The sequence below is a fragment of the Kitasatospora sp. NPDC023120 genome (genome assembly GCF_055560835.1).
In genome coordinates, this window is the sequence record NZ_JBVHHY010000022.1 from 97907 (window position 1) to 119186 (window position 21280).

Here is a 21280-nt window from a genome sequence, read left to right on the forward strand (position 1 = left end):
CGCCGCTGCGCCGTATGCCCCGCCTCGCCACCGTCCGCTCGTCCGCCGTCCGCTCGTCCGCCGTTCCCGGGGCCGTCTCCCGGCGGTGGTCCGCGTGACCGCCGCCCCCGGCACCGTCCCGCCCCTCACGGAGTACGCCGCGCCGAGGACCCCGGGGGAAGCCCTCGCCCTGCTCGCCGCCCGCCGTGCCACCGGTGCCCTGCACGGACCGCTCGGCACCCTCCACCTCGTCGACGGCGAGGTGGTCGGCGCCGAGTCCCTCCGTGCGCCCGGTCTCGCCGACCTGCTCACCGGCTGCGGCCGGATCACGCCCGAGGACTGGGCCGAGCTGGTCCATGTCCACGGCCCACGGGCGCGGGTCGGCGAGGTGCTGGTCGAACGGAGGCTGCTCACCCGGGGGGAACTCGAACTCGGCCACCTGGGAACCCTGTTCGACGCTGCCTTCTTCGTGCTCGCCGACTCGGGCGGCGGTTTCTGGCGGTTCGAGACCGACGCCCGGCACTGGCTCGGACCGGTCGCGACGGTCGACCCGGACCGGCTGTGCCGCGAGGTCGAACGACGGCGCCGGCTCCTCGACCGGATCTGGCCCTGGGCGCAGCTCGACACCGCGCCGGTCCGCCCGGTCGAGCACAGCCGCCGGCCGTCCCACCGTCCGCCCGGCCGCCGTCGCCGCGAGCTGCTCGACCACGCCGACGGCCGAAGAACTCCGGCGGACCTGGCCCGCCTGCTCGGCCGCTCGGGCTTCGGTGTCACGGCGGACGTCCGCCGTCTGGCGGCCGCCGGACTGCTCGACGCGTCCGGGCCCGCCGCACCGCGGCCCACCGCGGAGTCGCCCGCCGCACCGCAGACCATCGCCCAGCCGTCCACCCCACCGCAGACCACCCCGCCGTCGCCCGTCGCTCGTGCTGTCGACCCCGGGAGACCGCCCGGCGGCCTGCACCGCCGGATCCCCGGTGCCACCCTGCGCGGCGTCCCGCAGGCCGGACTCGCAGCCGCCTACGCCGCACCACCCGCCCCCGCACCACCCGCCCCCGCACCACCCGCCCCCGCGCCGACCGCCGTCGGAACCCCCGCCCGCCCCGAACGCCAGCCCACCCCGGCAGCGGCCCACCCGCTGACCGTCCCCGACCCGGACATCGCGCTGCTGACCCGGGTCCGAGACCTTCTGGAGGCCCGACTTTGACCCAGTCCCCGCCCGCGACCCCGCCGTTCAGGCCATGAGGCGGGCGCTCAAGCAGCGTGTCGGAAGGAGACAACTGATCGCCTTGGAGACCGAGCTGCTCGCCGAACTGCGTGCCTGCAAGCACCGCGTCCCGCACCTCGCGGGCGGCCTGGTGGCCAGCGTGGACGGCCTGCTGGTCGCGCACGACACCCACGGGACCGAACCCTCCGGCCTGGCCGCGATGACGGCGGCCTCGCTCTCGCTGGCCCAGCGGCTCGCCGACACCACCGGACAGGGCGAGTTCCGGGAGTCGCTGGTGCGCGGTGAGCACGGCTACGTCGCCACCTACGCGGCCGGCGGCAGCTGCGTGCTGACCCTGTTGGCGCACCCGGACGTCAACGTGGGCCGCCTCCACCTGGAGGCGCGTCGCAGCGCCCGGCGCATCGCCGGGCTGCTCAACGAGGCCCTCCTGCCCAAGGAATCGCGCGACGCGGGCTGACCCGAACCACCGACCACCTGACCATCCCAGAACCCCACAACCCAACCATTGAACGGGAGTTACCCAGATGACCGACGCAGCCGGCGGGCTCAAGCAGGCCATGACCACCATCGAGGGAGCCATCGGCGCCGCCCTGGTGGACTACAACAGCGGCATGGCGCTCGCCACCCTCGACGGCCCGGGCGGGCTGGACCTCAACGTGGCCGCCGCCGGGAACACCGACGTGGTCCGCGCCAAGATGCGCACCATGGACATGCTCGGCCTGCAGGACGGGATCGAGGACATCCTGATCACCCTGTCCAGCCAGTACCACCTGATCCGCCCGCTGACCGGCCGCACCGGCAAGGGCCTGTTCCTCTACCTTGCGCTGGACAAGACCCGCGCGAACCTGGCCATGGCCCGGCACCAGCTCACCAAGATCGAGGCGGACCTGGAGGTCTGACGCCCCCGGGCGTCGAAGGAGTCCCCGGCGGCGGCTCAGGCCCCGCCGGGCTCCCCCCACCGCGTCATCGGCCGAGCGCCCGGCTGCCCCGTCCACCGGACCTCACCGCCCGGCAGCCCCGCGCAGCACTCCGCACCTCCGACGGTCAGCACGCTCCACGGCGCCAGCTGCGCGTGCGGCGGGACGGAGAGTGCGCCGCCCCCGGCGAAGCCCAGCTCCAGACCGCCGGCCAGGGTGATCCGGGCGGCGTCGACGGTCCGCCCGACCAGCGCCAGCAGCGTGGGGCTCGGCCGGAAGGTCAGTGCCGGGAAGAAGTGCCCGACCTCCTCCGGCGTGGTGAAGGACGGCGTCGCGAAGCTGAATTCGTGCGCCACCCGGACGGTCACCTCGCCGTCCAGCCGCAGGTCCAGCCGCGCGCCCCCGCTGACCGACTCCACCCGGCGGCCGGTCAGCACCTCCGCGATCGCGTTCTGCATACCCCCAGTCTGACCCAACCGGGCCCTGAGGCCACCTGTCCCTCCTGCCACCCGGCGGTCTCTCCCGCGATCCGTCCGCTACCCGGCAGCCCGGCCGCGCACCAGCTCGACCGGCCCGCCCGCCCCCGCCCGGGCGGCCAGCGCGGCAGCGGTACGGTCCCAGGACGGCTCGGTCAGCAGGGCCCGCGCCTCGCCCGGATCGCAGAGCCGCCACTCCACCAGCTCCTTCTCCTGGAGCGCGATCGAGGCGAGCATCCCGTCCGTCACCGTGCCGCCGTCGTAGACGTACACCAGCACGGCGGTGTCCCGTCCGGTCGCCGGATCCGCCCCGGGATCGGCCGCCGCCCCGGGCTGCCAGTCCACCGCCAGCAGTGCACCGGGCTCGACCTCCCACCCCAGTTCCTCCCGGACCTCCCGGCCCGCCGCCGCCCGGGGCGTCTCCCGGTCGGCCTCGACCCCGCCGCCCGGCAGCGTCCAGTACGGCACCTGACCGCGCGGCCCGTCCCACGGCCGCAGTCGCACCAGCAGCACCCGCCCGGCGGCGTCGGTGAACAGGGCCCGCGCCTTCGCCCGGATCCGCGGCCGGGTGGCGTAGTAGGTGTCCCGGTCCATCGGCGGCTCCGACAGGGGCGGGGACAGAGACGGGGGCGGGGCAGGGGACGGGGACACGCCGTCCGGTGCGGGAAGGCCGGCCAGCCCGGTGTACTCGGGTACGGGCCCGTGAGCGGGCAGGTGGTCGAGCGTGTGCCCGACCGGCCGACTGTCCTCCAGCTCCAGCGGACCGGCCGTGCGCGGCGCCCGAAGGCAGGCCGTCACCCGCCGGGACAGCCTGGGCGGCAGCGCGTGCCCGGCTTCCTCCGTCGTCGCCCAGGCGAACGCCCCGACCTCGGCGGCGTCCGGCCGGAACGCCGCCACCTGCTCGTCCGTCAGCGGCTCCGCCCAGTACAGGTACGCGACGATCGGCGGCCGGGTGTTCGACATCGCCCAGTCGACGCAGGCCAGCGGCCCCAGTCCGGGCGTGAACCCCAGCTCCTCCTCGATCTCCCGTACCGCGGTCTCCCTCGGCGACCGGTCCTGCGGCTCCCATCCACCGCCCGGGATCGCCACCGGATGCCGCCGGTCGTACGGAATCTGCACCACCAGCAGCCGCCCGTCCCGGTCCCGGAACAGCACCCCGGCCGCCGCCAGAATCCCCCGACCACCCGCGTCAGCGCTCTCCACCCCGGCTCCCTCCGCCATGTTCTCCACCGGCCACGACAGCCCGGGCCACCCCCATGGTTCCCACCCGGCCGCCGCACCGATCACCACCGCCGGGTGAAGCCGCGCCCGTCCGCTACCCCAGGGACGCCAGAGCCTGCGCCGCCGTCCGGGCCATCTGCTCGTCGTGCCGCCCGCTCGCGCCGCGCAGGCGGGCGATCGTCTCGGCCGTGGCCAGCGCCAGCAGCCCGGGCAGCAGGTCGGTGCTGCGGGCGGCGACCCAGCGGGTGCCCCGGGTGGCCATCCACCACAGGTCGGCGGCCAGGCCCGGCGGGGGCTCGGCCGGTGCGGCGGTGGGCGCGGGGCCGAGCGGGTGCCCGGCCTCGGTGAGCAGTTCGTGGAAGCGGCGGGCGATCAGGTGGTGGCCCTCGGCGCTGGGGTGCAGCCGGTCCACGCTCAGCAGTCGCCGTTCCTCGAGCCACGGCAGTTCGGCGAGGTGCAGGTGCACCGCCCGGTGGCGCTCGGTGAGGGCGTGCACCACGGTGTTGACGGCCCGCATCCGCCGCGCCAGCGGGCGGGCGAGCGGCGCCGGGAGGCGGAGCAGGGTACCGGGGTCGGGCAGGCAGGCGGTCAGCAACACCGCGCCGTGGCCGGACAGTTCACCCATCGTGGCGTCCAGTTCCAGGGTGGCGCTCCGGATGTCGAAGCCCGCCCGCAGGGTGTCGTTGCCGCCCGCCACCACGGCCGCCAGCTGCGGCCGCAGTGCCAGCGCCTCCGGAAGCTGACGCATCGTCACATCGCTGGTCATTGCCCCGCTGTGTGCCAGGTTGGTGAACTCGACCTGCCGCCCCCCGGGCGCCAGCGAGCGCGCGAGGACGGCCGCCCAGCCGCGCCACCCCTCGCCCGCCGCGTCCCCGACGCCTTCCGTCAGCGAGTCTCCGAGCGCGACGAACCGCGTCAGCTCGCCCGCCGGTGACCGCTCTTCCACCACCCGGTCAGGACCGGTGCCGAGCGCGCTCATCCCAACCCCCTCCACCGAGCCGCCGTTCCGCACCCCGCGCCGGTCGTGCTCGCTGCGCCGGTCGTGCTCGCCGTGCCCGTCGTGCCTGCCGTGCACGCCGTGTGCGGCCAGGAACGCCGCCACCGCCGCGGGCCATCCGTACCGCTCCGCCTGCGCCCGGGCGGCGGCACGTCGGGTGCCCTCCGGCCGGTCCAGCAACTGGAGTACCGCGGTGGCGAATCCGGCGCCCGTGTCGGCCGCCGCCACCCCGGCGGGCCCGACCAGGCCGGGCAGTGCGGAGGAGCGGCTGACCGCGACCGGGGTCCCACAGGCCAGCGCCTCCATCGCGGCCAGCCCGAAGGTCTCCACCGGGCCGGGCGCGAGCACCACGTCCGCGCAGCCCAGCAGCCGGGCCAGCGCCTCGCGTCCGCCCATGTGTCCGAGGAATCGCACCGGGAGCCGCAGCCGTACGGCCCGGTCCGCCAGCCGGTCGCGCAGCGGACCGGTCCCGACGACCACGAGGACCGCGGGCACCCGGCGCGCCCGCAGCGCGGCCAGTGCCTCGACCGCCCGCTCGGGCCGCTTCTCCGCCGAGAGCCGCGAGCAGAGCACCAGCAGCACCTCGTCCGGGGGCGCGTGCCGGGCCCGCTCGACCACCCGTTCGGCGGGCGGCAGCGGTCGCATCACCTCCAGGTCCACCCCGAGCGGCGCTCGGACCAGGTTCGGCGTGCCGATCCGCCGGAACTCCGCGGCCGCCCAGTCGGTGGTGCACAGCACCGAGTCGTACGCCCGGGCGGTCGCCGCGTTGAGCCGGTCGGCGGTCGCGCTCGCCAGGGCCCCGGGCACACCCCGGGTGCGCAGCACTCCGGTGGCGCTCTCGTGCGACACCATCACCGAGCGCACCCCGTGCCGCCGCGCCCAGCCGCCGGTCCAGCGCAGCGTGGTGCGGTCGGACACCTCCAGACGGTCGGGGGAGAAGCGGGTCAGCTCGGCGGCGACCGCCCGGCGGTCGGTGAGCAGCCGGTAGCCGCCGCCGGCCGGCAGCACCGGACCGGGCAGCGTCACCACCAGGCCCTGCTCGGTGTCCTCCTCGGAGCGCCGGTCCCCGGGCACGATCAGCACCGGCCGGTGCCCGGCCGCCCGGTACCCGGCGCCCAGGTGCCGCAGCGCGGTGCGCAGCCCGCCGGAGACCGGGGTGACGAAGTTGGCGAGCCGCACGATGGTCAGCGCCTCGCCGTTCGATGCGGAGGTCATGCCGACAGCTCCTCCGGCATGGCATCGGCGTCCGTAACCGCCGCGTCCTCCACCGCACGCTCCACCGCCGCGGCCCCGACTGCCGTGGCCCCGACTGCCGCGGCGCCGACCTGCACCGGCGATTGCCCCGGCACCCCCCGGTGCTCCGCCAGCACCTCGGCGTAGTGCCGCAGCAGCAGGTCCCCGACCGCCTCCCAGCTGCGCGCGGTCACGTCCGCCCGCCCGGCCTGACCGTAGGCGGCCCGCCGTGCCGGATCGGCGGCCAGCTCGGCCACCGCCCGGGCGACCGCCGCGCCGTTCCGGGGCGGCACCAGCAGCCCGGTGCGGTGGTGCCCGACCAGGTCCAGCGGGCCGCCCGCCGCCGGGCCGATCACCGGCACCCCGCTCGCCATCGCCTCCTGGATGGTCTGACAGAAGGTCTCCAGCGGGCCGGTGTGCACGAACACGTCCAGCGTCGCGAAGCAGCGCGCCAGTTCCTCACCCGTCCGGCGGCCGAGGAACACCGCGCCGGGCATCGAGGCCTTGAGCCCCGGCGCCGAGGGCCCGTCCCCGATGACCACCACCCGCACCCCGGGAAGTGCCGAGGCCGCCGCCAGCAGGTCGACCCGCTTCTCCGGCGCCAGCCGACCCACGTACCCGACCAGCACCTCCCCGCCCGGTGCGAGCGCCCGGTGCAGCGCCTCGTCCCGGTGCCGCGGGTGGAACCGCACCGAGTCCACCCCGCGCGGCCACAGCTGTACCCGGGGCACCCCGTGCGCGGTCAGGTCCTGCGCGGCCGGGGTGGACGGCGCCAGCGTACGGGCGGCCGCCCGGTGCACGGCGCGGATGCGGCGCCACGCTGCGGCCTCCCCGAGCCCCCGCCCGGCCCGGTAGGCGTGCGCGTACCCGGCGAGGTCCGTCTGGTACACGGCCACGGCGGGCACCCCGAGCCGTGCCGCCACCTGCACCCCGCGCGCGCCGAGCACGAAAGGACTGGCCAGGTGCACGATGTCCGGCCGGTGCCCGGCGACGGCTGCCGTCAGCTGACGGCTCGGCAGCGCGATCCGCACCTGCGGGTACCCGGGCAGCGGCACTGACGGGATGCGCACCACGGGGATCTCCGCGGCCTCGGCACTCCCGAAGGTTTCCGGCGGGCACTGCGCGCCCCGCGCCGGCGCGGGGGTGACGACGAGGGGCCGGTGGCCCCGGCGGATCAGGTGTTCGGCCGTCCGCAGCACGCTGTGGGCGACCCCGTTGACCTCGGGCGGAAAGGACTCGGTGACGATGACGACACGCATGCCGCTGTTCTGTCCGCGCCCGGCGTGCACCCGGCCAAAGGGATCTGTCGTACAAGCGAACGCGGGTCGGCGATTTGCACCACCGACCCGCGTCCGGTCCTGCCCGCTGTTCGCCGCCCCGGCGTCACATCGACCCGGCCGCCTCCTTGAGCTCGGCGTACGGCGCGAGCTTGCGGATCGACTCGATGCTCTTCAGGCAGTCGTCCTTGCTCTCCTCCGGGTCTCCGGTCACCACGACCGACCCGTTGCTCGCCTTGAGCCGGAACCGGTGCATCCCGCTCTCGTCCACGTACAGCTCGAACTTCCCAGCCATGCCAGTCGACACCTCTCGCTCGTGTGACCCCCTTGCACCGCACCGTAGGCAAAACCTCGTCGTGCCGCCCGCCGGCCGGGGCATCCGGGTCATCGAGTTCCCCCGGGCGTGGACAGGGCGGCCCGCGTCGGCGTCGGTTCCGGCAGGGGCCGCCCTGGCAGCGGCACGCTTCCGATGGAGCCGCCGCGATTCACACCGAAATGATCTGCCGCTGCCCGGGTTGCTGGAGTCGGCCGTGATGATGTTCTGCACGACCCACGCCGGACGGGGACGGTGAGCCCGGTGACCGCACCCACCCCACGGCAGCCCTCCGTCGTGAGCGTGCCGCTGTACCCGCACAAGGCCGAGTTCTTCAGGACGCTCGGCCACCCCGCCCGGATCCGGGTGCTGGAACTGCTGAGCGAACGTGAGCAGGCCGTCGCCGAGCTGCTGCCCGAGGTGGGGATCGAGGCCGCGCACCTGTCCCAGCAGCTGGCGATCCTTCGCCGCACCGGGCTGGTGTCCTCCCGCCGGGAGGGCGGCACGGTGTTCTACCGCCTCACCACGCCCGAGGTCGCCGAGCTCCTGGCCGTCGCCCGCTCGATCCTCGGCACCCTGCTCACCGACCGCGCCGAACTCCTGGACGAGCTGCGCGGCGACACCGGCCCGGCCCCGACCGGGGCGTAGGGCGAAGAGCAGGACGACGTAGCCGGGTGGTCACCGGGGCTCCTCCGGTGCGCTCGGGGCGGGGTGCGCCGTCCGGGGCCGGGGACGGATGTGCAGGCGCTGCCCGGTGGTGGCGGCTTCGGCGAGCAGGACGCGGAGCGTGGGCAGGTCGACGAGCCGCGCCCCGCGCCGTGACCCACGGGGGAGGGGCCGGAGCGGGGCGCCGTCAGAGGGGCGGTGGTCAGCAGCCGTTGAGGATGCTCGTGAGTGCGCTCTTCTCGGCGCTGTCGACGCTGAGGCCGTAGTACTGCTTCACCTGCACCCAGGCGCGGGCGTAGGTGCAGCGGTAGGAGGGCTGGGGGAGCCACTCGGCCGGGTCGCTGTCCCCCTTGGAGCGGTTGCTGCTGGCGGAGACCAGGATCAGCTGCGGGCGGGTGACGTCGTTGGCGAAGGCCTGGCGCTGGGCGGTGGTCCAGGACCAGGCGCCGGAGGCCCAGGCCTCGGAGAGCGGCACCAGGTGGTCGACGTCGAAGGTGGAGGCGGAGGTGGTGGTCGCGTTGTCGTACGGCGAGTACCAACTGCCGCTGGTGGCCTTGCAGGAGGTGTCGGTGGCGACGTTGGTGCCGTCGCGCTTGACGATCCACTCGCGGGTGTCGCAGGTGCCGCTGATGGTGATCCAGGTGGGGAACAGCGTCCGGTCGTAGGTGCTCGCGTGGCTCTCGGCGGTGGCGGGCATCGCGGCGAGGTAGGTCCGGGCGGTGGCCGCGGAGATCGGGGTCGGCAGGGCGGCCTGGGCGGGGGTGCCGGCCGCGAGCACGGTGGCGGCGGCGAGGGCGGCGGCGACAGGAAGGCAGGACAGGAACCGGCGTATGGATCCGGTGGGGGCCATGGCGAACGCTCCATCATCTCATCGGATGAGCTGCTGAATTGCGTTCGCCAGTCTGGCGACGTCGTCACCTACGCGGGTAGACCCCGGAGGTGAAATCCTCATGGATATCGGATAGTTGCCGGTCGCGTACGGGGCAAGTCCGGCATCCTGCACGGGTGTTCACGATCGGGCCGAGGCACCGGCCGCCGCCAGGCCGGTTGCGGCGGCGGCCGTGGGCGAGGTCAGTCGCGGCGGCGGCCCGCCATCCAGACGTAGACCAGGATCCCCGCGAACAGGAACAGGACGCCCTGGTAGACGGCGGCGTAGCCGGCGCCGGCCAGGAGCCACAGGGAGAAGGCGAAGGCGCCCAGGCCGAGGGCGGCGTCGCGGACCAGCCGGCCGCGGTCCACCTTGTCGCCGGCGCCGCGGACCAGCCAGTACAGCTGGGCGGCGGTGGAGAGCAGGTACGGGACGGTGGCGGTGAAGGTGGTGACCAGCACCAGGATGTCGAACGCGCCCTTCGCGCCGCTGGCGAAGTTGAGGACGGTCAGCGCCGAGGCCAGGGCGACGCTCACCACCACGCCGAAGACCGGCACACCGCGCCGCTCCTTCCCGAAGGCGGCCGGGAAGAGGCCGTCCTTGGCGGCCGCGTACGGCGCCTGGGCGGCCAGCAGGGTCCAGCCGTTGAGGGCACCGGTCATCGAGACCAGCGCGGCGACGGCGATCGCCGTGCCGCCCCAGGAGCCGCCGAACATGGCGTCCACGGCGTCCGAGAAGGGCGCGGTGGAGTGCACGAGCCGCTCGTGCGCGACGCTGCCGAAGACCGCGACGGTGCCCAGCAGGTAGACCACCGCCGCACCCGTGGTGCCCAGCACGCTGGCCCGGCCGACGTTGCGCTCCGGGTCGCGGACCTTGCCCGCGCTCATCGCGGCGGACTCCACACCCAGGTAGCTGAACAGCAGGATCGCCGCGGCGGCGGTCATGCCGCCCGCCCAGCCCTGGCCGTTCCCGTCGAAGGGGCCGAGGTTCTTCGGGTCGAAGAAGAACAGGCCGCCCACCGACACCAGCAGCAGCGGGACGAACTTCAGGACGGTGGAGACGAGTTGGACCGCCCCGACGTACCGCGTCCCGGCCAGGTTCGCCAGCGCGGGCAGCCACTGCAGGGCCAGCGCGGCGGTGATGCTGAACGCGGTGGAGTGCCCCACGGGCAGCAGCACGTCGAGGTACCCGACGGCGGCCACGGCGAGCGCGGCATTGCTCACCCAGGTGGTGATCCAGTACGACCAGGCGGACAGGAAGCCGGCGAAGTCCCCGAAGGCCTCGCGGGCGTAGACGTACGGCCCGCCGGTGCGCGGGTTGCGCCGGGCCAGCTGCCCGAAGACCAGGGCCAGCGCGATCGCGCCGACGGTGAGCACCGCGAAGGCGACCAGGCTGACCGTTCCGTACGGGGCCACGGCGGCCGGGATCATGAAGATGCCGCCGCCGATGATGTTGCCCATCACCAGGGCGGTGGCGGTCGCCAGCCCGAAGCGGCCGGTCGTCTTCGGTGTCGTCGGGCCGTCCGGCGCCGGGGTCTCCGGGCCGCTCGGTCGGGTCGCCTGCCGGGGTGCGGCGGGGCTGGTCTGCATGAGGGTGGTGCGCCTTTCGTGGTCCTGCTCCTGGTCCTGCTCCTGCTCCCTCGCGCGTTCGGTGGAGCGCGTTCGTTAGAGAGCGCGCTCGGAGCGCGTGGAGCGTGTGGAGCGACCGTTCATGCTCGGACCGGGCGACACCCTGCACCAAATCGACGGGATTTGTTCAGTTCGCCGGGTGTCTCACCGAAAGTCTTACGGTCGTACGGCAGCCGGACGGGCACTCGTCCGGCTGACGTCCGGCGGACTGCTCCACACGTGACCGGCCGGCCGAGGGGCGTTCGTCCGGCCGGGGGAGTTGCCTCACGCGAATGCGTCAGTCCGGTTGTGGCGTGCGCCCTGATCTGCGCGTTCGTGTGCCAACCTTGGCGCGGCGCCTCCCCGGTGGGGCGCACCCCAGTCCGCCGCGCAGTCGAACTGACCGTTCGGGGGCGAGGGTTGAGGACCAGAGACGAATCAAGAGGACATCAGATGTCGCTTCGTGGGAACATCCGCAAGCTCGCCGTGATCGTCGCCGTGGCCGGTGCCGTGGCGGCGGTCCCGACCTCGGCGATGGCGTATGGCCACGCGCCGAGTCAGTCGTCCGGCCTGAAGCTGGAGTCCGGCTCGGCGGGCGTCGGCCTGTTCGGCCCGCACGCCAAGTGGTTCAACTTCTCCGAGCACAGCGAGAGCGACTGCGACTGCTGACCCCTCCCCACCCCGAGCCCGGAGGCCGTCCGTCGGCCCCCGGGCTCACGGCTGTCCGCCCGCCGTCCGGCTCAGGCTGTCCGCCCGCCGTCAGCCGGTCACGGCTGTCTGCTCAGCGACATCTCCGCGACCGGGGCGCGACGGGACAGCCACCCCGGCCACCACATGTGCCGGTCGAGGTCCATGGTGAGCGCGGTGACCAGGACCGAGCGCACCACCAGGGTGTCGATCAGCACGCCGAGGGCCACCGTGAAGCCGATCTCGGCGAAGCCCACGATCGGCAGGGTGCCGAGCACGGCGAAGGTGCTGGCCAGGATCAGCCCGGCCGAGGTGATCACCCCGCCGGTGGCGGACAGCCCGGTCAGCGCCCCCTGCCGGGTGCCGTGCTGGGCGGACTCCTCCCGCACCCGGGTCATCAGGAAGATGTTGTAGTCGATCCCCAGCGCGACCAGGAAGACGAAGACGAACAGCGGGAACGCGTTGTCCTGACCCTCAAAGTGGAAGACGTGCGCGAAGAAGAACGCGCTGATCCCGAGCGTCGCCGCGTACGACAGCACCACGGTCGCGATCAGCACCAGCGGCGCGGTGACGGCCCGCAGCAGCACGGCCAGGATCAGCAGCACCACGCCGAGGACCAGCGGGATGATCGCCCGGTTGTCGTTCCCGGCGGCGCGCCCCGCGTCCAGCACCACGGCGGTGCTGCCGCCGACCTTGGCGTCCGCGCCCGGTACGGCGTGCACGGCGGTCCGTACCCGGTCGACGGTGTCCTTGGCGGCCTGGCTGTCCGGCGGGTCGGTGAGGGTGGCCTGGAACATCGCCTGCCCGTTGTGGACGACCGGTGGCGTGGTCGCGGCCACCCCGGTGGTCGTCCGGGCGGCCTCCTGGACGGCGGGGGCGCCGGCGGCGGTGGAGATGACGGTGAGCGGCGCGCCCGTGCCGCCCGGGAAGTGCTGCTGCAGCACCTGCTGCCCGACCACCGAGTCCGGTTTGCCGGTGAAGCTCCCGGCGGTGCTGAGGCCGTTCGCGTCGAGCGAGACCAGCCCGATGCAGCAGGCCGCGAGCGCCAGCGCCGTCCCCGCCCACACCTTGCGCGGGCGCCGGCCGATCCACGCCCCGATGTGCGCCCAGCGGCCGGTCCTGGTCGGCTCCGGAGTGTCGTACCCGGGCTTGACCGGCCAGAACACCCAGCGCCCGACGATCACCAGCAGCGCGGGCAGTAGGGTGAGCATGGCCACGAGGGCGACCAGCACGCCGATCGCGCAGACCGGGCCGAGGCCGCTGGTGGAGTTCATCTCGGCGATCAGCAGGCAGAGCATGGACGCGATCACCGTCGCCGAGGAGGCGAGGATGGCGGGCCCGGCCCGGTGCAGGGCGAAGGCCATCGCCTCGTGCCGGTCCCGGTGGCGGCGCAGCTCCTCCCGGTAGCGGGCGGTGATCAGCAGGGCGTAGTCCGTTCCCGCGCCGAGCACCAGGACGATCAGGATGCCGGCGCTCTGCGCGTTGACGGTCAGTCCGGCGTGCTCGGCGAAGAGGTAGATGAACGCCTGGGAGACGGTCAGCGCGCCGGCCGCCGAGACCAGCGGCAGGATCCACAGCACCGGGCTGCGGTAGGTGAGCAGCAGCAGGATGATCACCACGCTGACGGTGGCGGCGAGCAGTGAGCTGTCGATGCCCGCGAAGGCCTCGGCCTGGTCGGCGGCGATCCCGCCGGGGCCGGTCACATGGGTGGTCATGCCGTTGCTGTTGGCGGTGGCCGTGCTGCGCAGCCGGTCGACGGCGGGTTTCAGGTCCTTCCAGCCGTTGGTGCCGATGTCGATCGGCACGATGGTCTGCATCGCCTGGCCGTCGGCGGAGAGCACCGGGCCGACCACCGGCCCGACGACGTGCGGCACGGCGGCGAACCCGGCGGCCTCACGGGTGGCCTCGGCCTGGTCGGCGGGGGTGATGCCGCCGGTCCGCTGGTACACCACGACGGCCTGGGCGGTGTCCACCGGTCGGAAGGCCCGCTGCTCGTCGAGCACCCGGGTCGACTCGGCGTTGCCGGGCAGCCAGCTGGACGCCTGGTTGTCCTCGGCGCCCATGAGCTTGCCGGCCAGCGGGCCGACGCCCACCAGCAGCACCAGCCACAGCGCGAGTACCACCCACTTGCTGCGGGGTCCGCACGGCAGCGCGGCGAGGTTCCGAGTCGGCGACATCCGGTACTCCCTGGGAGGCCAGAGGCAATGACGCGTCCCAGCCTCCCACCGGCCCCGGCATCCGGCAGCTCCAGCGCAAGCGCGTCATCGGACGGCGCAGGCGCGCCGTCAGACCCGGACCGCCGCCCGCTCCCGCAGCTCCTTCAGCACCGCGATGTCCATCGCGTGCCCGGTGCCGTCCCCGCCGTGCTTGCGGTCCGGGGTCTCCACCAACAGCGGCACGCCGGCCGTCTCCGGGTGTTCGAACAGCTCGCGGAAGGGCTCCGCGCCGATCATCCCGGCGCCGATGTTGGCGTGCCGGTCCTTGCGGGCGCCGACCACGTCCTCGGAGTCGTTGGCGTGGATCAGCCGCAGCCGGCCCGGACCGGCGGCGGAGGCCAGGGCGTCCAGGGCGGCCGTCACCCCGCCGGGGACGGCCAGGTCGTGCCCGGCGGCGAAGGCGTGGCAGGTGTCCAGGCAGACTCCCACCTTCGGGTGACCGTCCAGCGCCTCCACGTACTCGGCCAGTTCCTCCAGCCGCGAGCAGAGCGAGCTGCCCTGGCCGGCGGTCGGCTCCAGCAGCAGCCAGGGCGCGTCCTCGCCGAGCGCGTCGAGTTCGTCCAGCAGCGGCCGGACGTCCTCGCGGACCTGTGCCATCGCCTCGGCCCGGCGGGAGCCGCCGCCGGGTGTCGTGCCGACCGCCGAGCCGGTGTGCAGCACGACGCCGAGCGCACCGATGGCGTGGCCGCGGCGCAGCGAGTGCCGCAGCGAGTCGGCCGAGCGCTCGCGGGTGGCCGGGTTGTCCGAGCCGAAGTTGATCAGGTAGGGCGTGTGCACCCAGGCCGGGACGCCCTGCTCGGCGCAGGCGGTCCGGAACTCCTCGTCCTGCGCCGGGTTGCCCGGGGGAGTGGCCCAGCCGCGCGGGTTGGCCACGAACACCTGCACCGTCTCGGCGCCGACCCGCTCCGCGTACGCCAGGCCCGTCCCGGCCAGCCCCCGGCCGGCCACCGGGACGTGGGCGCCGATCGGGTTGCGGACGGTGGCGACGGGCGGTACGAGCGCGGTGGTCATGGCTCCGAGCATGTCACGCGGCCGGACCACGGTGGCGGGCAGGCTGCCGCGCTCGTCCGGCGGCAGCGCCGGGTGGGGCCCGGCGAAACGATCCTCTGTACTCGGTCGAGTGAAATCCGGTGGGGAAACACCCACCCGCACCCGCGGTCGGGCGCGTCGTCGTGTCCGGCCCGCGGGCGCCACGCCGGGCCGTCCCACCTCCGGCCGACGCCCCGTCAGCCCCGCAGCCCAGCCCTGGTGGCGGCCCCACCCGGGCGACCGTACCGTCGACTCGGCCGCACCCCACCGGCCGTCACCACCCGCGCACAGCGCGTCAGCCCACACCGCCGGACCGGGCCGGACACCACGACACCACCGCGATGACACCACCGCGACGGCACCACCCGCGATGGCATCACCGCGTCGACACCACCGCGAACACCGCGCGCGCCGAAAGACAGGTCACCACTCATGCCCACGCGACGGGTCCACCTCCTCGCCGCGGCCACCGCCGCCGCCACCGCCCTGACCACCGCCCTCACCACCCTGGCCGCCGCGCCCGCGGCCCACGCCGTCGACATCGGCCCGATGCACCTCGTCCGTCCGGGCGAATCGATTCAGCAGGCCGTCGACCTCGCCCGACCGGGCGACACCGTCCTGCTGCTCCCCGGCACCTACCGGGGGAGCGTCCGCATCACCACCCCCGGCCTCACCCTGCGCGGCGCCGGCTCCGGCAGCGTGATCACCCCCGGCGACGGCAAGGAGAACGCCTGCGCCACCGCCAGCCACGGCATCTGCGTGGACGGCACCGAGGCGAAGCCGCTGGCCGGCGTCACGATCGAGTCCCTCGCCGTCACCGGCTTCGCCAAGAACGGTATCGACGCCAGCGGCACCACCGGTCTGACCGTGTTGCGCACCTACGTCCACCACAACGCCCAGCAGGGCATCAGCCAGGAGATGTCCACCAGGGCCACGATCATCGGCAACCGCTCGACCGACAACGGCCAGTCCGGCGTCTTCCTCGCCAACTACGCCTACCGCGAGGGCGGCTCGCCCGACACCGGCGGCACCGTGGTCGAGGGCAACGAGCTGACCGGGAACCGGGTCGGCGTCACCGTCCGCAGGCTGCGCGGGCTGGCGGTCCAGGACAACGACATCAGGGGCAACTGCGCCGGCGTCTTCGTGGTCGGCGACGAGGGCGTGCCCCGCGCCGGGGACCTCGACGTACGGCGCAACGAGGTCGTCGCCAACAACAAGTTCTGCCCCGCCAACCCGCGCCTGGGCGCCATCCAGGGCGCCGGCATCGTGCTCACCGGCACCGAGGACGCCCGGGTCACCGACAACGAGGTGCGCGACAACACGGGCACCTCGGACTTCTCCGGCGGCATCGTCCTCTTCAAGAGCGTCGTCGGCGTCTCCAACGCCCGGGCCGTGGTCACCGGCAACCACCTGAGCGGCAACGGTCCGGCCGACCTCGCCGACCGCGACACCGGCGCCGACAACACCTTCGCCGGCAACACCTGCGAGCGCTCCGAGCCCTCCGGCCGCTGCTGAGCCACCCCGTCCGCGAAGCCGCCCCCTCCTTCAGGCACCCCCAGACACCCCGAGGAACCGCCCATGACCACCGCACCCGCCCACACCAGCCCGCAGGCCGCGATGCGCCTGCGCGAGCTCGTCTTCGGCGCCGCCTGCGCCGCCGCCGTCCGCGCGGCCGCCCGGCTCGGTGTCGCCGACGCGCTCGGAGACACCCCGACCACCGTCGCCGACCTCGCCGCCGCGCTCGACACCGAACCCCGCCAGCTGCGCCGCCTGCTGCGCGCGCTCACCTGCTACGGCATCTTCGCCGAGGCCGCCGACGACCGCTTCGAGCACACCGAGATGTCCCGCCTGCTGCGCGAGGACGCCCCCAACTCCCTGCGCTACATCTCCCTCTGGTGCACCGAGCCGTGGACCTGGGAGGCCTGGCCCAAGCTGGACGAGGCGGTCCGCTCCGGCCGCAACGTCTTCCCGGAGCTGTTCGGCAAGGAGTTCTTCGACTACCTGCACAGCGAGGGCGGCGACTCGGCGAAGGTCTTCGACAAGGCGATGACCACCTCCAGCCGGCAGTCCGCCCAGGACTTCGCCGACTACCTGGACCTCACCGGCGTCGACTCGGTGGTCGACATCGGCGGCGGCCAGGGCCACGTCCTCGCCAGCCTGCTGGAGAAGCACCCGGCCCTGCACGGCACCCTGCTCGACCTGCCCAAGGTCGTCGCCGGTGCCGACCCCCGGCTGCGGGACGGCGGCGCCTTCTCCGCCCGCGCCCGCCTGGTGCCGGGCGACTGCCGGGTGGACATCCCGGTCCGCGCCGACCTCTACATCATCAAGAACATCCTGGAGTGGGACGACGAGAGCACCCGCCGCACCCTCGCCAACGTGGTGAAGGCGGCCCGCCCCGGCGCCCGCGTGGTGGTCGTGGAGAACCTCGTCGACAACAGCCCGTCGATGCGCTTCACCACCGCCATGGACCTGCTCCTGATGCTCAACGTGGGCGGCGCCAAGCACTCCGAGGAGAGCATGGTCCGGCTGATGGAGGAGGCCGGCCTGACCGTCACCGACGTCTGCCCGGTCAACCCCTACCTGCACGCCTTCGAGGCCACCGTCCGCGGCTGACCCGGAAGCCCCGCACACCCGCCGACCGCCGGCCCCCCGTCCCGGGGACCGGCGGTCGGCGGTCGTGTCGACTCAGGCCTTGTGCGAGGACTCCAGGTGGGCGAAGACCACCACGTTGTCCAGGTAGTCCCGGCGCTTCTTGTCGTAGGTGCCGCCGCAGGTGATCAGGCGCAGCTGGGCGTCGGGGGTCTTGCCGTAGACCTTCTGGTCGGGGAAGGCGTCCTTGGCGAAGGTCTCCACCGAGTCCACCGAGAACACCGCGACCGTGCCGTCCGCGCGGCTCACCTCGACCTTGTTGCCCGGCAGCAGCAGGCTCAGCAGCAGGAACACCGCCGGGCCCTTGGTGGTGTCCACGTGTCCGGCGACGACCGCGCTGCCGCGCTCGCCCGGGGTCACGCCGTCCCGGTACCAGCCGACCAGGTTCCTGTCCTCGGGCGGCGGCGCGTTGAGCTGGCCGGCCGGGCCGAGGTTCAGCTCGGTGAACGGCGCGTCCACGGCGATCTGCGGGATCCGCAGCCGGGTCGGCTTGGCGCGCTTGAGCGCGGGCGCACCCGGCGCCCCCGGTGCGGCCGGCGCCGCCGCCGGCGGGGAGGTGGCCGACGGCCCGGGGACGGCAGGCGCGGCAGCCGCCGGAGGAGCGGCCTGGGTGGCCGCGGAGTCGGTGCTCGGCTCGGTGTCCACCGAGTTGTAGATCAGCAGCAGACCGACCGCTGCCGCGCCCATTCCGGCGCGCAGCAGCCGGGGCATTCCAGAGGCGGGACCGCCCGTCATTCCTGTCCTCCGCTCAACCGGGTCCGAACGGACCGCCGCCCCCGATGCGCCCCACCCCGGTCGGGGAGGCGCTCGGAGGCGGCGGAAGCGCTGCGTCGGGCGTCAGGCGACCGCGCCGGAGGCACGGCGGCCGCGGCGCAGGGCGTAGGCGCCGGCGCCGAGGCCGCCGAGCAGCAGCACCGCGCCGGAGGCGAGCCCGCCGCCGGACAGCGCCAGACCGCCGCCACCGGCGTGCACGCCGCCGTGCGGGGTCTTGTGGTCCTCGTCCTTGGCCTCGGTGCCCTTGTACTCGCCGGAGCCCTTGTACTCGCCGGAGCCCTTGTGCTCCTCGGTGCCCTTGTGCTCCTCGGAGGCGGCGCCGTCCTTCTTGTCCTCGGCGGGCTTCGAGCTGTCGGCGGGCTTGGTGTTGTCGGTGTAGCCCTTGTCGGGCTTGTCCTGCTTCTCCTGCCAGGTGAGGTTCTTGCCCTGGTCGGCGGAGCCGTCGGCGAAGGCCATGGGGGCGCCGGCGGTCAGGACGGCGGCGACGGCCGCCCCGGCGAGCAGCGTGCGTGCAGAACGCATGAGGATGATCCTTCCGGCGCGTGGATCCGCGACCGCCGGCACGGTGCCGGGCAAGGGAACTCGCGGAGGGGCGCCTGATCCACCGTCAACCACCGTGCCGCCGCCTGCCACCGGAGCGTGGCAGCGCCGGTGCGCACTGTGCGCCCTTCGGGTGGAGTCCCGGGTGTGTTCACCCGGGTGCGCGGGCGATCCGGGTGAATCGGCCGGAGGCGCCGGGAGGGCGGCTGCCCCGACGGGGCGGGAAACGCCTGGGCCCGCCCCCGGCGCACGGCCGGGGGCGGGCCCATCAGGGGCACGCGGGTCAGCGTTCCCAGCGGTAGAACTCCCGCGCCATCGCGTCCTTCGGCTCGCGCCAGGTGGCCGGGTCGTAGGCCTGGACGAAGGCGGTCAGCCGGTCGCTGACGGTCCGGAACTCCGGGTGCCCGACGACCTTGGCGACGGCGGGGCCCGGCGGCCGGTCGGCCTCGATCAGGTGCAGGTAGACGTCACCGAACTGGAAGAGGCTGCGGCCGGTCACGCCGATCAGGTGCGGCAGCTCGCCCTGGTCGGACTCGGCGAACACCTCGGCGATGTCCGGGGCCGCCTCGGGCTTCATCCGGGCGACGATCAGCGCCCGGTGCACCCCGCTCACAGCTCCGCCGCCCGCTTCTCGACCTTCTCGCGGATCAGCTGCATCTGGATCCGCGAGTTCTTGTTGATGTGGTTGACCATCCCGTCGTCGTCGACCGGGGCGGTGGGCTTCATGGCGAAGTCCTGGATCCAGCGCATCCTGGTGCCGGCCGGGACCTCCGCGTACTCCCAGCGGATGTCCATGAACTCGAACGGGCCGGGTTCGACCCGGCGGGCGCGCACCGCCAGCTCGGACTTGTCGGTGGTGCGCTCGGAGACCCAGCTCCACACCTGGCCGTTCTCGTCCGGGTGCATGGTGAGCCGGAACCGCACCCGGTCGCCCTCGCGCTCCAGGACCTCGACCGAGGCGTACTCGCTGAACAGGTCCGGCCAGTTCTCCAGGTCGTTGGTGATCTCCCAGACCAGGTCGAGCGGCGCGGCGATGACGATCTCGTTGTCGGTGTGTCCGGGCATCTCAGGCACCGGCCTTCGCGGAGAGGGAGGAGTTGACCAGCTCGAGGAACTCGGCCGGGGTCTTGGCGGACTCGGCGCCGGAGGTGACCTTGAGGCCGTGCCGGTTCTCCAACTCGCCGACGACGCCGAGCAGTCCGAGCGAGTCGACGCCGAATTCGTCGAACTGGGCGCCCGGGTGTTCCAGGGCGCTCGGCTCGATGCTGACGCCGGCCCGGGCCTGCAGCAGGGCGGCGAGTTCCGGATAGCTGAGGGTGTTGCTCACGGGATGTCCCTTCGGGGGTGTGACGGAGTGGTTCAGGACCGCTCCCCGCGCCGGAGCACCAGCGCGGAGTTGGAGCCCATCAGCCCGCGGCTGAGCACCAGGGCGGTGCGCAGCTCGGCCGGGCGGGCGCGGCCGGTCACCAGGGCGAGGTCGTGGCAGACCTCGGTGACGTTGGGGGTGGGCGGCAGCACGCCGTCCTCCATGGCCAGCACGGCGGCGGTCACGTCCAGCAGCGGGGCGCCGCAGTAGGCCCGCCCCGTACCGGTCTTGGGCGCGGTGACCGGGACGCGTTCGGCGGCCGGGCCGAGCGCGTCGGCCAGCGCCAGCGCCTCCGCCCGGTCGGCGGCGGGCACGCCCAGCGCGTCCGCGAAGACCACGTCGATCTCCTCGGCCGCGATCCGGGCCTCGTCCAGCGCGATCCGGATCGCGGCGGCCAGCCCCTCCCGGGACTCCTCCCAGCGGGAGGCCCCGGTGAAGGTGGCGCCGTGCCCGGCCAGGTGCGCGCGGACGTTGACGCCGCGCCGCCGGGCCGCCTGCTCGTCCTCCAGCAGCAGCATCGCGCCGCCCTCGGCGGGGGCGAAGCCGCACGCCTGCGCGGTGAACGGCAGGTAGGCCTCCTCGGCGCGCTCGGCCAGGCTGAGCTCGGGGTAGCCGAGCTGGCAGACCATCGAGTACGGCGCCAACGGGGCCTCGGCGGCGCCGACCACCACCGCGTCGGTGCCGCGCCCGATCGAGCGGGCGGCGTGCGCGATGGCGTCCAGGCCGCCGGCCTCGTCGCTGGCGACCACGCCGCAGGGGCCCTTGTAGCCGCCGCGGATCGAGATCTGGCCGGTGCTGGCCGCGTAGAACCAGGCAATGGACTGGTACGGGCCGACGAACTTCGGCCCCTGGCCCCAGAGTTGCTGGAGCTCGCGCTGGCCGAACTCGCCGCCGCCGGAACCTGCCGCGGTCACCACGCCGACCGCGAAGGGCTGTTCGGCGTCGGGCCGGAAGCCCGCGTCCGCCACCGCCAGGTCGGCGGCGGCCATCGCGTAGTGCGTGAAGCGGTCGGTCTGCACCAGGAAGCGGTTGTCGATCGCCGACTGCGGCTCGAAGTCCCGCACCTGGCCCGCGATCCTGAGCGGCAGCCCGGTGCAGCCCTCGCGGGATATCCGGTCGAGGACGCTCACGCCCTGCCTGGTGGCCTTCCAGAAGGCGTCGGCCCCGACGCCGTTCGGTGCCACCACGCCGAGGCCGGTGACCACCGCCCGGCGGCCCTGCTGACGTGACGTCATGGAAC

Annotated in this window: 22 protein-coding genes and 1 pseudogene; 7 read left to right on the forward strand and 16 right to left on the reverse strand. The window is 74.2% G+C overall.

Going from position 1 to position 21280, the window contains the following annotated elements; all coding sequences use genetic code 11:
- The first annotated feature begins 94 nt into the window (after positions 1 to 94).
- The 3 genes from ACZ3TI_RS29295 to ACZ3TI_RS29305 all read left to right on the forward strand — a co-directional run bounded on the left by ACZ3TI_RS29295 (position 95) and on the right by ACZ3TI_RS29305 (position 2103).
- Entirely contained in the window at positions 95 to 1183 is a 1089-nt protein-coding gene (locus ACZ3TI_RS29295) for a hypothetical protein (RefSeq protein WP_465731368.1), read from the forward strand.
- Between the two features lie 82 nt (positions 1184 to 1265).
- Positions 1266 to 1661, forward strand: coding sequence for a roadblock/LC7 domain-containing protein (locus tag ACZ3TI_RS29300; RefSeq protein ID WP_465731370.1), 396 nt, complete (start codon positions 1266 to 1268; stop codon positions 1659 to 1661).
- 67 nt (positions 1662 to 1728) lie between these two features.
- Positions 1729 to 2103, forward strand: a complete 375-nt coding sequence (locus tag ACZ3TI_RS29305) for a hypothetical protein (protein ID WP_465731371.1) — start codon at positions 1729 to 1731, stop codon at positions 2101 to 2103.
- Between the two features lie 35 nt (positions 2104 to 2138).
- Here the strand turns inward: ACZ3TI_RS29305 and ACZ3TI_RS29310 are convergent, their stop codons facing one another.
- The 6 genes and pseudogenes from ACZ3TI_RS29310 to ACZ3TI_RS29335 all read right to left on the reverse strand — a co-directional run bounded on the left by ACZ3TI_RS29310 (position 2139) and on the right by ACZ3TI_RS29335 (position 7620).
- Positions 2139 to 2579, reverse strand: a complete 441-nt coding sequence (locus ACZ3TI_RS29310) for a DUF6188 family protein (protein WP_465731372.1) — start codon at positions 2577 to 2579, stop codon at positions 2139 to 2141.
- Positions 2580 to 2657: 78 nt separating this feature from the next.
- Entirely contained in the window at positions 2658 to 3800 is a 1143-nt protein-coding gene (locus ACZ3TI_RS29315) for an NUDIX hydrolase (RefSeq protein ID WP_465731374.1), read from the reverse strand.
- A gap of 112 nt (positions 3801 to 3912) precedes the next feature.
- Entirely contained in the window at positions 3913 to 4797 is an 885-nt protein-coding gene (locus tag ACZ3TI_RS29320) for an SGNH/GDSL hydrolase family protein (RefSeq protein ID WP_465731481.1), read from the reverse strand.
- A gap of 99 nt (positions 4798 to 4896) precedes the next feature.
- Positions 4897 to 6030, reverse strand: a pseudogene (locus tag ACZ3TI_RS29325) (glycosyltransferase); the annotation flags it as partial.
- Positions 6027 to 7307 carry a glycosyltransferase family 4 protein gene (locus ACZ3TI_RS29330; RefSeq protein WP_465731376.1) on the reverse strand — a complete coding sequence of 427 codons (1281 nt, stop codon included), beginning with the start codon at positions 7305 to 7307 and terminating at the stop codon, positions 6027 to 6029. The gene ACZ3TI_RS29330 and the pseudogene ACZ3TI_RS29325, both read right to left, overlap by 4 nt.
- A gap of 124 nt (positions 7308 to 7431) precedes the next feature.
- Entirely contained in the window at positions 7432 to 7620 is a 189-nt protein-coding gene (locus ACZ3TI_RS29335; RefSeq protein ID WP_465731378.1) for a YegP family protein, read from the reverse strand.
- Between the two features lie 315 nt (positions 7621 to 7935).
- On the opposite strand from ACZ3TI_RS29335, the gene ACZ3TI_RS29340 reads away from it, so the two are divergent.
- Positions 7936 to 8286, forward strand: coding sequence for an ArsR/SmtB family transcription factor (locus tag ACZ3TI_RS29340; protein ID WP_465731483.1), 351 nt, complete (start codon positions 7936 to 7938; stop codon positions 8284 to 8286).
- Positions 8287 to 8506: 220 nt separating this feature from the next.
- Here ACZ3TI_RS29340 and ACZ3TI_RS29345 read toward each other — a convergent pair whose 3' ends face one another.
- Together ACZ3TI_RS29345 and ACZ3TI_RS29350 are read right to left on the reverse strand one after the other, a co-directional pair.
- Positions 8507 to 9154, reverse strand: coding sequence for an HNH endonuclease family protein (locus ACZ3TI_RS29345; RefSeq protein WP_465731380.1), 648 nt, complete (start codon positions 9152 to 9154; stop codon positions 8507 to 8509).
- A 221-nt stretch (positions 9155 to 9375) separates the two neighbouring features.
- Positions 9376 to 10761 (reverse strand): amino acid permease, encoded by a 1386-nt coding sequence (locus ACZ3TI_RS29350; RefSeq protein ID WP_465731382.1) that lies wholly within the window; start codon positions 10759 to 10761, stop codon positions 9376 to 9378.
- Between the two features lie 471 nt (positions 10762 to 11232).
- Here ACZ3TI_RS29350 and ACZ3TI_RS29355 point away from each other — a divergent pair, with 471 nt between their 5' ends.
- Complete coding sequence (locus ACZ3TI_RS29355) at positions 11233 to 11448, forward strand: hypothetical protein (RefSeq protein WP_465731384.1); 216 nt, start codon at positions 11233 to 11235, stop codon at positions 11446 to 11448.
- A gap of 98 nt (positions 11449 to 11546) precedes the next feature.
- On the opposite strand, the gene ACZ3TI_RS29360 is transcribed toward ACZ3TI_RS29355, so the two are convergent.
- Positions 11547 to 13643 carry an MMPL family transporter gene (locus ACZ3TI_RS29360; protein WP_465731386.1) on the reverse strand — a complete coding sequence of 699 codons (2097 nt, stop codon included), beginning with the start codon at positions 13641 to 13643 and terminating at the stop codon, positions 11547 to 11549.
- A 108-nt stretch (positions 13644 to 13751) separates the two neighbouring features.
- Positions 13752 to 14693 carry a deoxyribonuclease IV gene (locus ACZ3TI_RS29365; RefSeq protein WP_465731388.1) on the reverse strand — a complete coding sequence of 314 codons (942 nt, stop codon included), beginning with the start codon at positions 14691 to 14693 and terminating at the stop codon, positions 13752 to 13754.
- 450 nt (positions 14694 to 15143) lie between these two features.
- Here ACZ3TI_RS29365 and ACZ3TI_RS29370 point away from each other — a divergent pair, with 450 nt between their 5' ends.
- Positions 15144 to 16226 carry a right-handed parallel beta-helix repeat-containing protein gene (locus ACZ3TI_RS29370; RefSeq protein WP_465731390.1) on the forward strand — a complete coding sequence of 361 codons (1083 nt, stop codon included), beginning with the start codon at positions 15144 to 15146 and terminating at the stop codon, positions 16224 to 16226.
- Positions 16227 to 16289: 63 nt separating this feature from the next.
- Positions 16290 to 17324 (forward strand): methyltransferase, encoded by a 1035-nt coding sequence (locus ACZ3TI_RS29375; RefSeq protein ID WP_465731392.1) that lies wholly within the window; start codon positions 16290 to 16292, stop codon positions 17322 to 17324.
- A 72-nt stretch (positions 17325 to 17396) separates the two neighbouring features.
- Here ACZ3TI_RS29375 and ACZ3TI_RS29380 read toward each other — a convergent pair whose 3' ends face one another.
- From ACZ3TI_RS29380 to ACZ3TI_RS29405, 6 genes are all read right to left on the reverse strand, one after another.
- Complete coding sequence (locus ACZ3TI_RS29380) at positions 17397 to 18095, reverse strand: class F sortase (protein ID WP_465731394.1); 699 nt, start codon at positions 18093 to 18095, stop codon at positions 17397 to 17399.
- Positions 18096 to 18197: 102 nt separating this feature from the next.
- Complete coding sequence (locus ACZ3TI_RS29385) at positions 18198 to 18656, reverse strand: hypothetical protein (RefSeq protein WP_465731397.1); 459 nt, start codon at positions 18654 to 18656, stop codon at positions 18198 to 18200.
- A gap of 301 nt (positions 18657 to 18957) precedes the next feature.
- A complete protein-coding gene (locus ACZ3TI_RS29390) occupies positions 18958 to 19278 on the reverse strand; it encodes a TcmI family type II polyketide cyclase (RefSeq protein WP_465731485.1) in 321 nt (106 codons plus the stop codon).
- Positions 19279 to 19283: 5 nt separating this feature from the next.
- A complete protein-coding gene (locus tag ACZ3TI_RS29395; protein ID WP_465731399.1) occupies positions 19284 to 19739 on the reverse strand; it encodes an SRPBCC family protein in 456 nt (151 codons plus the stop codon).
- A gap of 1 nt (position 19740) precedes the next feature.
- The gene (locus ACZ3TI_RS29400; RefSeq protein ID WP_465731401.1) at positions 19741 to 20001 is read right to left on the reverse strand and encodes an acyl carrier protein; all 261 of its coding nucleotides are present in this window, start codon (positions 19999 to 20001) and stop codon (positions 19741 to 19743) included.
- A 32-nt stretch (positions 20002 to 20033) separates the two neighbouring features.
- Positions 20034 to 21275 (reverse strand): beta-ketoacyl synthase N-terminal-like domain-containing protein, encoded by a 1242-nt coding sequence (locus ACZ3TI_RS29405; protein WP_465731403.1) that lies wholly within the window; start codon positions 21273 to 21275, stop codon positions 20034 to 20036.
- Between the last annotated feature and the right edge of the window lie 5 nt (positions 21276 to 21280).

Coding starts and splice junctions, on each gene's coding strand:
- ACZ3TI_RS29330 (WP_465731376.1), bottom strand. CDS start 7,307: ATGCGTGTCGTCATCGTCACCGAGTCCTTTCCGCCCGAGGTCAACGGG.
- ACZ3TI_RS29305 (WP_465731371.1), top strand. CDS start 1,729: ATGACCGACGCAGCCGGCGGGCTCAAGCAGGCCATGACCACCATCGAG.
- ACZ3TI_RS29375 (WP_465731392.1), top strand. CDS start 16,290: ATGACCACCGCACCCGCCCACACCAGCCCGCAGGCCGCGATGCGCCTG.
- ACZ3TI_RS29395 (WP_465731399.1), bottom strand. CDS start 19,739: ATGCCCGGACACACCGACAACGAGATCGTCATCGCCGCGCCGCTCGAC.
- ACZ3TI_RS29370 (WP_465731390.1), top strand. CDS start 15,144: ATGCCCACGCGACGGGTCCACCTCCTCGCCGCGGCCACCGCCGCCGCC.
- ACZ3TI_RS29405 (WP_465731403.1), bottom strand. CDS start 21,275: ATGACGTCACGTCAGCAGGGCCGCCGGGCGGTGGTCACCGGCCTCGGC.
- ACZ3TI_RS29385 (WP_465731397.1), bottom strand. CDS start 18,656: ATGCGTTCTGCACGCACGCTGCTCGCCGGGGCGGCCGTCGCCGCCGTC.
- ACZ3TI_RS29365 (WP_465731388.1), bottom strand. CDS start 14,693: ATGACCACCGCGCTCGTACCGCCCGTCGCCACCGTCCGCAACCCGATC.
- ACZ3TI_RS29320 (WP_465731481.1), bottom strand. CDS start 4,797: ATGAGCGCGCTCGGCACCGGTCCTGACCGGGTGGTGGAAGAGCGGTCA.
- ACZ3TI_RS29355 (WP_465731384.1), top strand. CDS start 11,233: ATGTCGCTTCGTGGGAACATCCGCAAGCTCGCCGTGATCGTCGCCGTG.
- ACZ3TI_RS29310 (WP_465731372.1), bottom strand. CDS start 2,579: ATGCAGAACGCGATCGCGGAGGTGCTGACCGGCCGCCGGGTGGAGTCG.
- ACZ3TI_RS29335 (WP_465731378.1), bottom strand. CDS start 7,620: ATGGCTGGGAAGTTCGAGCTGTACGTGGACGAGAGCGGGATGCACCGG.
- ACZ3TI_RS29345 (WP_465731380.1), bottom strand. CDS start 9,154: ATGGCCCCCACCGGATCCATACGCCGGTTCCTGTCCTGCCTTCCTGTC.
- ACZ3TI_RS29350 (WP_465731382.1), bottom strand. CDS start 10,761: ATGCAGACCAGCCCCGCCGCACCCCGGCAGGCGACCCGACCGAGCGGC.
- ACZ3TI_RS29360 (WP_465731386.1), bottom strand. CDS start 13,643: ATGTCGCCGACTCGGAACCTCGCCGCGCTGCCGTGCGGACCCCGCAGC.
- ACZ3TI_RS29380 (WP_465731394.1), bottom strand. CDS start 18,095: ATGACGGGCGGTCCCGCCTCTGGAATGCCCCGGCTGCTGCGCGCCGGA.